General features: G+C 76.1%; 14 protein-coding genes. 8 read left to right on the top strand and 6 right to left on the bottom strand.

Going from position 1 to position 12,729, the window contains the following annotated elements; all coding sequences use genetic code 11:
- The first annotated feature begins 3 nt into the window (after nt 1-3).
- Entirely contained in the window at nt 4-708 is a 705-nt protein-coding gene (locus tag FHX36_RS10670) for an ABC transporter ATP-binding protein (RefSeq protein WP_110554404.1), read from the top strand.
- On the top strand, nt 705-2,015 hold the full coding sequence (locus FHX36_RS10665) for a hypothetical protein (protein WP_183513721.1): 1,311 nt from the start codon (nt 705-707) through the stop codon (nt 2,013-2,015). The genes FHX36_RS10670 and FHX36_RS10665 overlap by 4 nt, the downstream gene beginning before the upstream one ends.
- On the opposite strand, the gene FHX36_RS10660 is transcribed toward FHX36_RS10665, so the two are convergent.
- The 5 genes from FHX36_RS10660 to FHX36_RS10640 all read right to left on the bottom strand — a co-directional run bounded on the left by FHX36_RS10660 (nt 2,012) and on the right by FHX36_RS10640 (nt 6,295).
- Nucleotides 2,012-2,548, bottom strand: coding sequence for a hypothetical protein (locus FHX36_RS10660; protein ID WP_110553691.1), 537 nt, complete (start codon nt 2,546-2,548; stop codon nt 2,012-2,014). The two genes, FHX36_RS10665 and FHX36_RS10660, sit on opposite strands and share 4 nt — an antisense overlap.
- Nucleotides 2,545-3,807 (bottom strand): molybdopterin-dependent oxidoreductase, encoded by a 1,263-nt coding sequence (locus FHX36_RS10655; protein WP_258372983.1) that lies wholly within the window; start codon nt 3,805-3,807, stop codon nt 2,545-2,547. The genes FHX36_RS10660 and FHX36_RS10655 overlap by 4 nt, the downstream gene beginning before the upstream one ends.
- Nucleotides 3,804-4,481: a TIGR04282 family arsenosugar biosynthesis glycosyltransferase gene (locus tag FHX36_RS10650; RefSeq protein ID WP_110553693.1), complete on the bottom strand. Its 678-nt coding sequence runs from the start codon at nt 4,479-4,481 to the stop codon at nt 3,804-3,806. Before FHX36_RS10650 ends, FHX36_RS10655 begins: the two co-directional genes overlap by 4 nt.
- Nucleotides 4,482-4,534: 53 nt before the next feature.
- Nucleotides 4,535-5,188, bottom strand: a complete 654-nt coding sequence (locus tag FHX36_RS10645; RefSeq protein ID WP_343056593.1) for a glycosyltransferase family 2 protein — start codon at nt 5,186-5,188, stop codon at nt 4,535-4,537.
- A gap of 156 nt (nt 5,189-5,344) precedes the next feature.
- Nucleotides 5,345-6,295, bottom strand: coding sequence for a DUF808 domain-containing protein (locus tag FHX36_RS10640; protein ID WP_110553696.1), 951 nt, complete (start codon nt 6,293-6,295; stop codon nt 5,345-5,347).
- 156 nt (nt 6,296-6,451) lie between these two features.
- Here FHX36_RS10640 and FHX36_RS10635 point away from each other — a divergent pair, with 156 nt between their 5' ends.
- Entirely contained in the window at nt 6,452-7,819 is a 1,368-nt protein-coding gene (locus tag FHX36_RS10635) for a hypothetical protein (RefSeq protein ID WP_183513719.1), read from the top strand.
- A gap of 86 nt (nt 7,820-7,905) precedes the next feature.
- Nucleotides 7,906-8,814 (top strand): DMT family transporter, encoded by a 909-nt coding sequence (locus FHX36_RS10630; protein WP_110554096.1) that lies wholly within the window; start codon nt 7,906-7,908, stop codon nt 8,812-8,814.
- A gap of 75 nt (nt 8,815-8,889) precedes the next feature.
- On the opposite strand, the gene FHX36_RS10625 is transcribed toward FHX36_RS10630, so the two are convergent.
- Complete coding sequence (locus FHX36_RS10625) at nt 8,890-9,948, bottom strand: NAD-dependent epimerase/dehydratase family protein (protein WP_110554097.1); 1,059 nt, start codon at nt 9,946-9,948, stop codon at nt 8,890-8,892.
- A gap of 26 nt (nt 9,949-9,974) precedes the next feature.
- Between FHX36_RS10625 and FHX36_RS10620 the strand changes: the two genes are divergently transcribed.
- The 4 genes from FHX36_RS10620 (at nt 9,975) to FHX36_RS10605 (ending at nt 12,700) form a co-directional block, all read left to right on the top strand.
- On the top strand, nt 9,975-10,550 hold the full coding sequence (locus tag FHX36_RS10620) for a DNA-3-methyladenine glycosylase I (protein WP_110554098.1): 576 nt from the start codon (nt 9,975-9,977) through the stop codon (nt 10,548-10,550).
- Nucleotides 10,551-10,665: 115 nt separating this feature from the next.
- Nucleotides 10,666-10,833 (top strand): DUF3117 domain-containing protein, encoded by a 168-nt coding sequence (locus tag FHX36_RS10615; protein WP_081807929.1) that lies wholly within the window; start codon nt 10,666-10,668, stop codon nt 10,831-10,833.
- A 140-nt stretch (nt 10,834-10,973) separates the two neighbouring features.
- Nucleotides 10,974-12,455: a leucyl aminopeptidase family protein gene (locus FHX36_RS10610; protein ID WP_343056592.1), complete on the top strand. Its 1,482-nt coding sequence runs from the start codon at nt 10,974-10,976 to the stop codon at nt 12,453-12,455.
- Between the two features lie 89 nt (nt 12,456-12,544).
- On the top strand, nt 12,545-12,700 hold the full coding sequence (locus tag FHX36_RS10605; RefSeq protein ID WP_221202850.1) for an antitoxin: 156 nt from the start codon (nt 12,545-12,547) through the stop codon (nt 12,698-12,700).
- Nucleotides 12,701-12,729 lie beyond the last annotated feature (29 nt).

The raw sequence follows: 12,729 nt of genomic DNA, 5'->3' as shown, positions 1-12,729 counted from the left end.
GGCATGACCACCATCCTCTCCGCCCGGGCCCTCCGGATGACCTACGGCAACGGGTCAGCCGCCGCGCACGCGCTGGCCGGTGTCGACCTCGACCTGGCCGCCGAGTCGCTGGCGGTGATGGGCCCCTCGGGGTCGGGCAAGACGACGCTGCTGCACTGCCTGGCCGGCATCGTGCGGCCCACCTCCGGCTCGGTGAGCTGGCGCGGCCAGGACCTGGCCCAGCTCCCCGACGCCCGCCGGACGGTGCTGCGCCGGTCGGACTTCGGCTTCGTCTTCCAGTCCGGGCAGCTGCTGCCCGAGCTGCCGGCGGTGGAGAACGCCGCCCTGCCGCTGCTGCTGGCCGGCGTCGACCGGCGCACCGCGACCGAGCGCGCGGCCGGCTGGCTGGCCCACCTGGGGCTGGCCGGGCTGGAGCAGCGCCGTCCCGGAGAGCTCTCCGGTGGGCAGGGGCAGCGGGTGGCGATCGCCCGGGCGCTGGTCACCTCGCCGGGCGTCGTCTTCGCCGACGAGCCGACCGGCGCGCTGGACGCCGCGACCGGTCAGGAGGTGATGAGCGTGCTGGTCAGCTCCACCTCGGCCGCCGGCGCCGCGCTGGTCGTCGTCACCCACGACCCCGGGGTGGCCGCCTGGTGCGGCCGGGTGGTGACCATGGGCGACGGCCGGCTCGTCGAGGACCGGCGGACCGTCCCGGGCGGGGTCGCCCGGTGAGCGCGGCGCTGCGGCTGTGGTGGTCGCTCGCCCGCCGGCAGGGGCCGGACCGGCTGACCACCGGGCTGGCGGTGGTCGCCTTCTCCGCCGTCACCTGGGCGCTGCTGACCACCCTCGGCGGGGTCCGCGCGTTCGTCGACCGGGCCGCGGGCTCCGCCGACGACGATGCCGACTTCTACGTCGTGCTGGCGATGACCGCGGCCGCGCTCATCCTGGTCCCGCTGGTCACCCTCGGGGGCGCGGCGGCCCGGTTGGCCGTCGCCCGCCGCAACGCCCGGCTGGCGGCGCTCCGGCTGGCCGGTGCGACCACCGGGCAGGTCACCGGCATGGCGCTCGCCGACGCGCTGGTCCAGGCGGTGGCCGGTGCGCTCGCCGGCGCGGCGCTGTACGGCGCGACCCTGCCGCTGGTGGCGCTGCTGCAGTTCCAGGGCCGGGCCTTCGCGGTGGGCGAGCTGTGGGTCGGCTGGTGGGGCGTCGTCGCCCTGCCGGCGGTGCCGCTGGTCGCGCTGGCGTCGGCGCTGGCCGGGTTGCGGCGGGTGGCGATCACCCCGCTCGGCGTCGCCCGCCGGACCCGGGTCAGCGCCCTGTCGGCGGCCCGGCTGCTGCCGCTGGGTGGGCTGGTCGGGCTCTTCCTGCTCGGCGCCAACGGGTTCCTCCGGGTCGGCGACCTGGTGCTCATCGCCTTCCTCGTCGGGACGCTGAGCGGGGCGATGTGGGTGTTCAACCTGGTCGGCCCCTGGCTGATCGGCGTGCTCGGCCGGGTCGTCGCCCGCCGCGCGGGCACGGTGCCCACCCTGCTGGCCGGGCGCCGGATGGCCGACGACCCGAAGGCCGCCTGGCGCAGCGTCGGCGGGGTCGCGCTGGTCACCTTCGTCGCCGGGGTGCTCAGCGTCAGCCCCGGGCTCGGCGCGAGTGCTGACGGCGAGGACCACCTCGGGGTCGACCTCGCCACCGGGACGGCGGTGACCCTGGTGATCGCCGCCCTCATCGCCGCGGTCTCCACCGGGGTGACCCAGGCCGGCCGGGTGCTGGACCAGGCGCCCGAGTACCGCACGCTGCACCTGGCCGGCACCGAGGTCGCCGTCCTGCACGCCGCGCGGATGCGGGAGACCTGGATCCCGCTGGCGGTCTGCGTCGGCGGTGCGGCGCTGACCGCGCTGGTGCTGATCACGCCGTTCGCCGCGCAGCTGGCCCGGGAGCCGGTCGGCGTGCTGCTCTTCCTCGGCTCGGCGGCCGTCGGCTGCAGCCTGGTGCTGGCCGGCACCGCGGCCAGCCGGCGGATGGTGGAGCGGGCCGCGGCGGTCTAGGCCGGGGAGCCGGTGCGGCGGCGGTCGCGCAGCACGGCGACCGCCGCCCACACCGCGCTGGCGGCCAGCACGACGACGACCAGCACCAGCAGGGTCTGCCCGTAGTCGCGGGGCAGGAACGAGGGGTTGGCCGGGTCGTAGCCCTTCCCCAGCACGAACGGCAGCGCGACGAGGGCCAGCACCCCGCTCACCGCGGCGCCCACCACCGCCGCCGGGCGGGCGGCCCGGGGCAGCAGCCGGGCGGACAGCCAGCCCAGCCCGATCCACAGCGGGGCGATCACCAGGTCGCTGAGCAGCGCGCTGCCGATGAACCAGGTCAGCCAGGAGTCCAGCGGCACCCGGCCGCCCGCGGTCAGCAGTCCCCGGACGCCGTACAGCACCGCGGCCAGCCCGGGCAGCAGGAACAGCCAGCGCCACCAGGGCGTGAGCGCGCTGGTCGCCGGCCGGCGCGGGTCGGAGGCGTAGGGGTCGGCAGGCACCCGGTCCGCAGCGCGCGGGTCGGTGGCGCGGCCGGCCTCGTCGGCGAGGCTCACCCGCCGATCCCGCCCGTGCCGGGAGCGACCCTGGTGACCCACTTGGTCTGCATCACGCCGGGCCGGTTCGGCGCGATCAGCCGCACCGGGTAGCCGTGGTCGGGGGCGAGCTCCTCGCCGTTGAGCCGCAGCGCCAGCAGGGTGCGCGGGCTGCGGGCGTGCGGCGCGGAGACGGTGGACACCCGGTAGAGCCCGCCGGTCTGCAGCGACTCGACGGTGACCTCGGTGCCCGGCGGCAGCCCGGCCGCCTCGAGCAGGTCGGCCAGCCGGACGCCGGTCCAGGTGGCGTTCGCGCTCCACCCCTCCACGCAGCTGATCGGCAGCCGCTCGGTGCGCTGCGGGAACGCCTGCAGGTCGGCCAGCGACAGCTCCAGCCGCTGCGGGCCCTCGACGACCAGCCGGTAGTCCGCGCCCACGTCGGTGGTGCCGGCCTTCTCCGCGGTCTGCCGGACGGGCAGGCCCTGGGGCCCGACGCCGGCGATGCGCGGCCCGAGCACGGAGACCCGGGCCAGCGGGGTGAACGACTGCCCGACGGTGGTGAGGGTGACCGCGCCGACGGCGAGCCCGGCGGCGAGCACGAACGCCCGGCGGGGGACGCCGCCGGTCTCGGCCTCGTCGTCGACGGCGGTGAGCTCGGCGGCCTGCTCGTCGTCCAGCCCGGCGGTCGCGGCCGGCGACCCGCGCCGGGCCAGCCCGCGGCGGATCTCCGGGGCCTTGGCGCCGACGTGCACGAGGACGGCGCCGATCGCGATCCAGCCGGTCCAGTAGTGCGTCGTCGTGAAGAAGAAGCCGAAGGGGTACCACTCGGCGATGTTGATCAGCCCGGTGAGCAGCTGCATGACGCTGGTGCCGACCAGCACCAGCACGGCCAGCCGGCTGACCGCGCGGCTGGGCGAGCCGGCGGGCGGCCACTCGAACAGCTTCGGGTAGACGGTCCAGAGCTTCACCAGCAGCAGCGGGATCGAGGCCAGGCCGGTCGCCACGTGGGTGCCCTGGGTGACCCGATAGAGCCAGGACGGCGAGGCGGGCCAGCTGAACCAGCCGGGCGGCTGCTGCACCCAGTGGCTGATCAGCCCGGTGAGGAAGCAGACGGTGAAGGCGATGCCGAGGAAGGCGCCGGTGCGGGCCGCCCGCCGCTCGGAGTGCAGCGGGCTGGCGAACGCGCCGCGCCGGAACGGGCCGCGGCGCAGCTGCTCCGGCGGGGCCGGCAGCCGGGCGCCGAGCACCCGGTCCAGGGCGCCGGTCACGGTGGGGGTCACGTCAGCGACGCGGCGACGTCGTCGACGACCCGGCGGGTGCGGCTGCCCTCGGGGCACAACGCGGCCACCGCCACGGCGTCGGGGAAGTGGTCGATGTCGGTCAGCTCCGGCAGGTCCAGCACGGTCAGCCCGGCCTGCTCCAGGGCGGCGCGGGTGAGCACGGCGGTGTCGCCGCGCGACATCGGGACGTCGGGCAGGACGAGAGCTGCGGCGGGGGAGTGCAGGCCCAGCGCCCACCAGCCGCCGTCCGGGGCGACGCCGAGCACCGCCGTCCCGGGGCCGGCCGCCACCAGCTGGTCCAGCGCGTCGGCGAGCAGCTCCGGCGTCACCTGCGGGGTGTCCATCCCGATGAGCAGGGTGGGCAGCTCGCCGTCCGGTGCGGCCATGGCGTCGGCGAAGGCGTGCGCCAGCCGGGTGCCGAGGTCGCCCTCGACCTGCGGGACGACGACGCAGCCGGACAGGTCGAGGTCCCGCGGTGCGCCGTCCAGGGCGACCACCCGGCGCTGCACCGGCGTGGCCCGGACGGCGTCCAGGGTGTCGCCGACCGCCGCGGCGGCGATCGCGGCCGCCTGGTCGGGGGTGCACGGCGGGCTGAGCCGGGTCTTGCTCCGGCCCGGCACCGGCGCCTTGGTGATCACCAGCAGCTGGGTCACCCCATCGTCGCTCCCGCGCATCGCTCCGCTCCTCGCTCGCTGGCGCTCGCTGCGATGCTCACGATGCTGTCCGCTCAACGGGCCAGCACCTTGCGCATGTCGTTGATGGTCCGCAGGGTGCCCCGCACCGTGCCGGTGACCTTGGACTTGGTGCCCTCGGCGCGCGGGGCGTAGTCGACGTCCACCTCGACGATCCGCCAGCCGGCGTCGGCCGCCCGGGTGACCATCTCCAACGGGTAGCCGAACCGGCGATCGGTGATGCCCAGGGCCAGCAGGGCCTCGCGGCGCCCGGCGCGCATCGGGCCGAGGTCGTGCAGCGAGCGGCCGGTGCGGCGGCGGAGCATGACGCCCAGCGCGGTGTTGGCCACCCGGGCGTGCAGCGGCCAGGCGCCCCGGGCGGTGGGCCGGCGCCGGCCGAGCACCAGGTCGGCCTCCCCGGCGAGCACCGGGCCGGCGACCCGCGGCAGCTGGGCGGGGTCCATCGAGGCGTCGGCGTCGCAGAAGCAGACGACGTCGGCGGTGGCGGCCTCCAGCCCGGCGTGGGCCGCGGCGCCGAAGCCGCGCTGCGGGACCGTGACCACGGTCGCCCCGTGGTCGGCGGCGATCTGCGCCGAGCCGTCGGTGGAGCCGTTGTCGGCCACGATCGCGCGGTAGCCCGCGGGCAGCCGGGTCAGGACCTGGGGGAGCGCCCCGGCCTCGTCGAGGCAGGGGAAGACGACGTCCGGCACGGACGGACGGTAGCTGCGGTCCTCGGTCATCGCCTGGTCTTCGGTGCGGGGGCCCTCCGCGGATGTCACCCCGCGGCGAGCTCCTCGCCGACCGACCTCAGCACCCGGGCTGCTCGCCGCCGAGTTCGCCCGGCTGCCGGGGCTGCTGACCGGCGGCTAGTGCGCCGCTGCGCCCTTCTCCTGCTTGCGCCGGTGCACGGTGAAGGTCATGACCAGCACCACCAGGGCGCCGACGACCAGCCCGAGCAGCGCGCTGGCGAACGTGTTCACCAGCCAGCCGACCAGCCCGCCGAGCGCGCCGGTGGCGTCGTGCGCGGCCTCCTCGAGGTGGTGCACCACGTCGTAGAGCCCGTGCCAGCCGAGGTCGTCGGTGCCCACCAGCAGGATGTGGCCGCCGACCCACAGCATCGCGGCGGTGCCGATCACGGTGAGCGCGCTCAGCAGCTTCGGCATCCCCTTGACCAGCCCGCGGCCGACCTTGGCGACGCCCTTGCTGGACCGCTGGGACAGGTGCAGCCCGACGTCGTCCATCTTCACGATCAGGCCGACGACGCCGTAGACGAGCACGGTGATGCCGATGGCGACGATCGCCAGGATGACCGCCCGGGACCAGAAGCCCTGGTCGACCACCTCGTTGAGCGAGATGACCATGATCTCGGCGGAGAGGATGAAGTCGGTGCGCACCGCCCCGGTGACGATGGTCTTCTCGTCCGGGAGCGCGTCCTCCACCTCGGCGTGGGTCTCCGCGTGCGGCTTCACCCGGTGCCAGATCTTCTCCGCGCCCTCGTAGCAGAGGTAGGCACCACCGACCATGAGGATCGGGGTGAGCAGGAAGTCCAGGAACTCGCTGAGCAGCAGGATCGCCGGCAGGATGATCAGCAGCTTGTTGCGCAGCGAGCCGAGGGCGATCCGCCGGATGATCGGCAGCTCGCGGTCGGCGTTCAGGCCGTGCACGTACTGCGGCGTGACGGCGGTGTCGTCGACGACGACCCCGGCGGCCTTCACGCTGGCCCGCCCGGCGGCGGCCCCGATGTCGTCGATCGAGGCGGCGGCCGCACGGGCCAGCACCGCCACGTCGTCCAGCAGCGCTACGAGTCCACCAGCCACAGGACGTCCTCCAAGTCGGTCAGCACGAGTGCGCTGTCGCATGATGGTGGTCGGTCGAGCCGCGCTGCGCCTTGCAACCATCCGGCGACACCCCGCACCGCGTGATCATCGTCCCTCGATGGCCGGGCCGCGGGCACCCACCTACGCTCGCCTCCCGTGAGCACCGCCGTGTCCGACCCGCCGGCGCAGGCGGACCCGGGCGGCCGCTCGCGGTGGTGGCCGCCGTTCCTGGCCGTGCCGCTGGTGGTCGGGTTCGTGCTGGTGGTGGGTCGGATCGGGCGGCAGCTGACGCTGGACGGCGTCGTCCTGCACCTGCAGGGCGGCTGGGTGCTCCGCGGCCAGTTCGACGTCGTCTGGACCCCGCGGGTGTGGCTGCCGGTGGTCGTCGGCCTGGCCGGGGTGCTGCTCGGGCCCGCCCTGGCCGCCCGGGTGCCCTGGCGGCTGCTGCTCCCGGCCTCGGCGCTGACCGCCGCCGGCTGGGCCGTGGCGCTGGCGCGCACCTCGGGGGAGGACCGGCTCCGGGCGCCGCTGGACTCGGTCTACGAGTACCCGCACGACGTGCCGCGGGTCGGCTCGATCGGGGCCTTCCTCGCCGGCTTCGTCGACTCGGTGCCGGCCGACTCCGCCGACCCCTGGACGACGCACGTGTCCGGGCACCCGCCGGGCGCGCTGCTGGCGTTCGTGCTGCTGGACCGGGTCGGGCTGACCGGGCTGGGCTGGGCCGCGGCGCTGTGCATCGCCGGGGGTGCCCTGGCGGTGCCCGCCGTGCTGGTCACCGTGCGGGCGGTCGCGGGGGAGGAGCCGGCCCGCACCGTCGCGCCGTTCCTGGTGCTGGCACCGGTGGCGCTGTGGGTGGCGACCAGCGCCGACGCGCTGTTCGCCGGGGTCGCCGCGTGGGGCATCGCGCTGCTGGCGACGGCGGCCGCCCGCGCACCGGGCCGCGGCGCCGACCTCCGGGCGCTGGCCGGTGGGCTGGTGCTGGGGCTGGCGCTCTTCCTGTCCTTCGGGCTGACCGCGCTCGGCCTGGTGGCGCTCGCCGTCGTGCTGGTGCACCGCCGCGAGCTGGGCCGGGGCGGCGTGGCCCGGGTGCTCGCCGTCGGCGCGGTCGGCGTGCTGGTGGTGGTCGCCGTCTTCGCGATCGGCGGCTACTGGTGGGTGGAGGGGTTCGCCGCGGCCGGTGACCGGGTGCGCACCGGGCCCTCCTACGCCGACCGGCCGCTGGGGTTCTTCGTCTTCTCCAACCTCGCCGCCGCCGCGCTCGCGCTGGGGCCGGCCGCCGTCGCGGGGCTGGCCTCGCTGCGGCGCAGCCGGCTGGCGCTGCTGCCGCTGGCCGCGCTGGCCGGGATCCTGGTCAGCGACGTCTCCGGCCTGGTGCGCGGGGAGACCGAGCGGATCTGGCTGCCGTTCTACGTCTGGGTGCTCGCGGCGACCGCCTTCCTGCCGCGCTGGCAGCGGCACCTCTGGCTGCTGCTGTCGGTGGTGCTCGCCATCGGGATCGAGGTCGTCGTCCGCACCGAGTGGTGAGCTCCCCACCTCCCGCGGGGAAGTGGGTGCCGGGGTGTCGTACCCGGCGGCCATGATGTGCCGGTGACGACGACCGGAGGGCCGCGGTGAGCCGCCGCGGCTGGGCCCTGTTCGTGGCGATGTCGCTGATCTGGGGCGTGCCCTACCTGCTGATCAAGGTCGCGGTGGGCGAGTTCTCCCCGGTGGTCGTGGTGTTCCTGCGCTGCGTCATCGGTGCGGCGCTGCTGGTGCCCTGGACCCTGGCGCGCGGCTCGATCGGCCCGGCGCTGCGCCGGCACTGGCGGGCGCTGCTGGTGTTCACCGTGCTGGAGATGACCGGCCCGTGGCTGCTGCTCTCCTGGGCCGAGCAGGACCTCTCGTCCTCGCTCACCGGGCTGCTGGTGGCCGGGGTGCCGTTCGTCGCAGCGCTGACCGCGCGGCTGGCGGGCGAGGACGACCGGCTCTCCCCGGTGCGGGTCACCGGGATGCTCATCGGCGTCGTCGGGATCGCCGTGCTGCTCGGCCTGGACATCGGCGGCGGGCAGTGGACGGCGATCGGCGCCGTCGTGCTGGTGGTCATCGGCTACGCCACCGCGCCGATGGTGATCAGCCGCAAGCTGCCCGACGTCCCCGGGGTGACCGCCAGCGCCTTCGCCCTGGTCGTCACCGCCGTGGTCTACGCGCCGTTCGCCGTGCCGCAGCTCGGCGAGGCGGCCGGGGCGCCCGCCGACGCCTGGCTCTCGGTCGCCGCGCTCGGCGTGGTCTGCACCGCGCTCGCCATGGCGCTGTTCTTCGCCCTCATCCGCGAGGTCGGTCCGCAGCGCGCGCTGGTGATCACGTTCGTGAACCCGGCGGTCGCCGTCCTGCTCGGCGTGCTGCTGCTCGACGAGCCGTTCACCCTGGGGCTGGCCATCGGGCTGCCGCTGGTGCTGGTCGGCTGCGTGCTCGCCACCCGGCGCAGCCCGGCCCGCACGTCGTCCTCCGAGCTGGCAGACGTGGACGCCGCCGTCCCCTGACCGCCCTCGACCCCGGAGATGGCCATCTCCGGGGCGCCGCGGACCCCGGAGATGGCCATCTTCGGGGAGCAGGGGTCAGGGGGCGGGGCGCAGCGGGGCGGTGGCGAACTCGCGCATCCCGTCGGCAAAGGTCACCCGGGCCCGGAAGCCCAGCTCCGCCTCGGCCCGGGCGGGGGAGGCGACGACGTGCCGCACGTCGCCGATCCGGTACTCACCGGTCACCTCGGGCGCGGGACCGCCGAACGCCTCGGCCAGCGCACCGGCCATGTCCCCGACCGTGTGCGGCACCCCCGACGCCACGTTGTAGGCCCGCAGCGCCGAGTCCGGGGGAGCGGCCTCCAGCGACCCGAGGTTCGCCTGCGCCACGTCGGTGACGTGCACGAAGTCCCGCTGCTGCCCGCCGTCCTCGAACACCCGGGGCGCCCGGCCGGACTCCAGCGCGCTGCGGAAGATCGACGCCACCCCGGCGTAGGGGGTGTCCCGCGGCATGTGCGGCCCGTAGACGTTGTGGTACCTCAGCGCGATCGCGCCGCCGCCGGTCGACCGGGCCCACGCCGCGGCCAGGTGCTCCTGGGCCAGCTTCGTGGCGGCGTAGGTGTTGCGCGGGTCGGCCGGGGTGTCCTCGCCCACCTCGCCCCAGCTCAGCTGCCGCCCGCACACCGGGCACGGCGGGTCGAACCGGCCGTCGTCCAGGTCGGCCCGCCGGCGGGGGGCCGCCGGGACGACGCCGTGCTCCGGGCACTCGTAGCGGCCCTCGCCGTACACGACCATCGAGCTGGCCAGCACCAGCCGGCCGACGTCCGCCCGGGCCATCGCGGCCAGCAGCACCGCCGTCCCCAGGTCGTTGATCCCGGCGTACTCCGGCATGTCCTGCACGTCGACCCCCAGGCCGACCATCGCCGCCTGGTGGCAGACCGCGTCCACGCCGTCCAGGGCGCGGTCGACGGTGCCCGCGTCCCGGACGTCACCGACCACCAGGTCGACGCCGTCGAGGCCGGGCACGCCGTCGGGGTAGCCGGGGTGGACGGCGGGGAGCAGGGCGTCGAGCACCCGCACCTCGTGCCCGGCCCCGCGGGCGGCGGCGACGACATGCGAGCCGATGAAGCCCGCCCCTCCGGTGATCAGGATGTGCACGGGTCGAGACGCTAGCTTCGACAGCCGTGGACCGCTGTGGCTGGGCGACGAGTGCACCGGAGTACGTGGCGTACCACGACGAGGAGTGGGGCCGGCCGCTCACCGGTGACGACGCGCTGTTCGAGCGGGTCTGCCTGGAGGCGTTCCAGTCCGGGCTGTCCTGGATCACGATCCTGCGCAAGCGCCCGGCGTTCCGGGCCGCCTTCGCGGGCTTCCGGATCGACGCGGTCGCCGAGTTCACGCCGGACGACGTGGAGCGGCTGATGGCCGACGCCGGCATCGTGCGCAACCGCGCGAAGGTCACCGCGGCGGTGCGCAACGCCCGGGCGGCGCAGCAGCTGCCGGAGGGGCTCTCGGCCTTGCTGTGGTCGTTCGCGCCGACCGCGCCGCGCCCCCGGCCGCAGACCCTCGCCGAGGTCCCGGCCACCAGCCCGGAGTCCGTCGCGATGGCCGAGGAGCTGAAACGGCGGGGCTTCGCCTTCGTCGGGCCGACCACCGCCTACGCCCTGATGCAGGCCACCGGGATGGTCGACGACCACGTCGCCACGTGCTTCCGGGCCGCGGAGCCGCACCCGGAGCAGGCGCCGGAGAACCGGGACTGAGGGGTCCCGGTTGGTCGTTCGCCGTTGATACGGGATCATGGGTGCAGAGCTGAAGCAGGAACAGTCGCCACACCACGGCCAACAGGTGCGTGGGTGGCCGGTGAAGGAGGCACGCATGGCGGCCATGAAGCCGCGCACGGGTGAAGGTCCCCTCGAGGTCACCAAGGAGGGCCGCGGCCTGGTCATGCGCGTCCCGCTGGAGGGTGGCGGCCGGCTGGTCGTCGAGCTGTCCCCCGACGAGGCGACCGCCCTCTCCGAGGCCCTGAAGGGCGCGACCAGCTGACCACCGGCGCGAGCCTGCCGTCCGGCAGCCCCGCGATCGACGACTCGGCCCCGGCCGCCGGCAGCACGCCGGCGACCGGGGCCGCGCCGTTCCCGCGGGTCGAGGTCGTCGCCGCCCTGCCGGCCCTGGGGGAGGACGACGTGCTCGCCGTCCCGGTCGGCGCGAAGGGTGCCCTGCCGGAGTGGCTGACCGCCGCCGCGGAGCCGCCGGTCGACCCGGGCTTCCTCGCCGGTGCGCTGGCCGACACCGGCAACGGCGGCAAGCCCGGTGGGATCACCAACGTCCCGGTGCCCGGGCGCCGGCCGCGCAGCGTGGTCGCCGTCGGCGTCGGGGACGCGACGCTGCCCGACCTGCGCTCCTACGTCGCCGTCGCGGTCCGCCGCGCCCAGACGCTGGCCGAGCACGGGGCGCGCCGGCTGGTGCTACCGCTGGACACCGGGGTGGCCCCGGCCGGCGCCGACGAGGTGCGCGCCGCCGTGGAGACCGCGCTGCTGGCCGGCTACCGCTTCCGGCAGACCTCGACGCCGCACCCGGTCCGCCTCGCGGAGGTCACCGTGGTGGCCGCCGACGCCGGAGACCCCGCCGTGGTCGCCGCCGCCCGGGCCGGCCGGCTGACCGCAGCGTCGGTGGCCTGGGCCCGCGACCTGGTCAACACCCCCAGCGACACCAAGGACCCCGGCTGGCTGGCCGCCCAGGTCGTCGACCGGCTCCGCGGCCTGGCCGGCGTCACGGTCACCGTGCTCGGCCCGGCCGAGCTGGCCGCCGGTGGCTTCGGCGGCGTGCTGGCCGTGGGCGGCGGGTCCGCCTCGCCCCCGCGCGTCGTCGTGGCGAGCTACCGGCCGCCGTCCGCGGGCCCGGCGCACCCCGTGCTCGTCGGGAAGGGCATCACCTTCGACACCGGCGGCATCTCGATCAAGACCAACGCCGGCATGCGCGAGATGAAGACCGACATGGCCGGTGGGGCCGCCGTGCTCGCCGCCGTGGACGCCGCCGCGCGGCTGCAGCTGCCGGTCGCGGTGACCGCCCTCGTCGCGGCCGCGGAGAACTCGCCCTCCGGCACGAGCTACCGGCCCGGCGACGTCGTCCGGCACGTCGGCGGGCGCACCACCGAGGTGCGCAACACCGACGCCGAGGGCCGGCTGGTGCTGGCCGACGGCCTCGCCCACGCCCGCCGCGAGCTGGGGGCCACCGCGCTGGTCGACGTCGCCACCCTCACCGGTGCGATGAAGACCGCGCTCGGGGCGCGCACCGCGGGCCTGTACGCCAGCGCCGACGGGCTGGCCGACGCGCTGCTCACCGCCGCCGGGCACGCCGGCGAGCCGTTCTGGCGGATGCCGCTGACCGACGCGCACGTCGGGCACCTGCGCGCCCAGCTCGACTCGCCCGTCGCCGACGCCAACAACGCGCCGGGCAACCCCGGGTCGACCACCGCCGCGCTGTTCCTGCAGCCGTTCACCGGCGGCCTGCCGTGGGCGCACCTGGACATCGCCGGCCCCGCCCGGGCCGGCAGCGACGACGCCGACCTGGTCAAGGGCGGCACCGGGTTCGCCGCCCGCACGCTGCTGCGCTGGCTCGAGGCCGGGGCGCCGGTCGAGCTGCCGGGACCGGTCATCCGAGACTGACCGGTTCGGTGCGGCGCGTCCTGGGCAGGGAGGGGGAGGTGCCGCGCCAGCCCGGAGCGGCCGTACCGAGGGGGAACGACGTGGGACTGATGGACAAGGCCAAGGACGCCATGGGCAACGAGCAGACCAGCGACAAGGTGCTCGACAAGGGCGAGCAGCTGGCCGACAAGAAGACCGGCGGCGACCACGACGCCCAGATCGACAAGGGCCGCGACCTGGCCGACGGCAAGCTCGGCAGCGAGTAACCGACCGTTCCGGCGGCTGAGGGTGCGGG

The organism is Modestobacter versicolor, from assembly GCF_014195485.1.
Classification (GTDB): Bacteria; Actinomycetota; Actinomycetes; order Mycobacteriales; family Geodermatophilaceae; genus Modestobacter; species Modestobacter versicolor.
The sequence above is the reverse complement of the archived record's forward strand: the minus strand, read 5'-3'. Positions and strand labels throughout refer to the sequence as shown.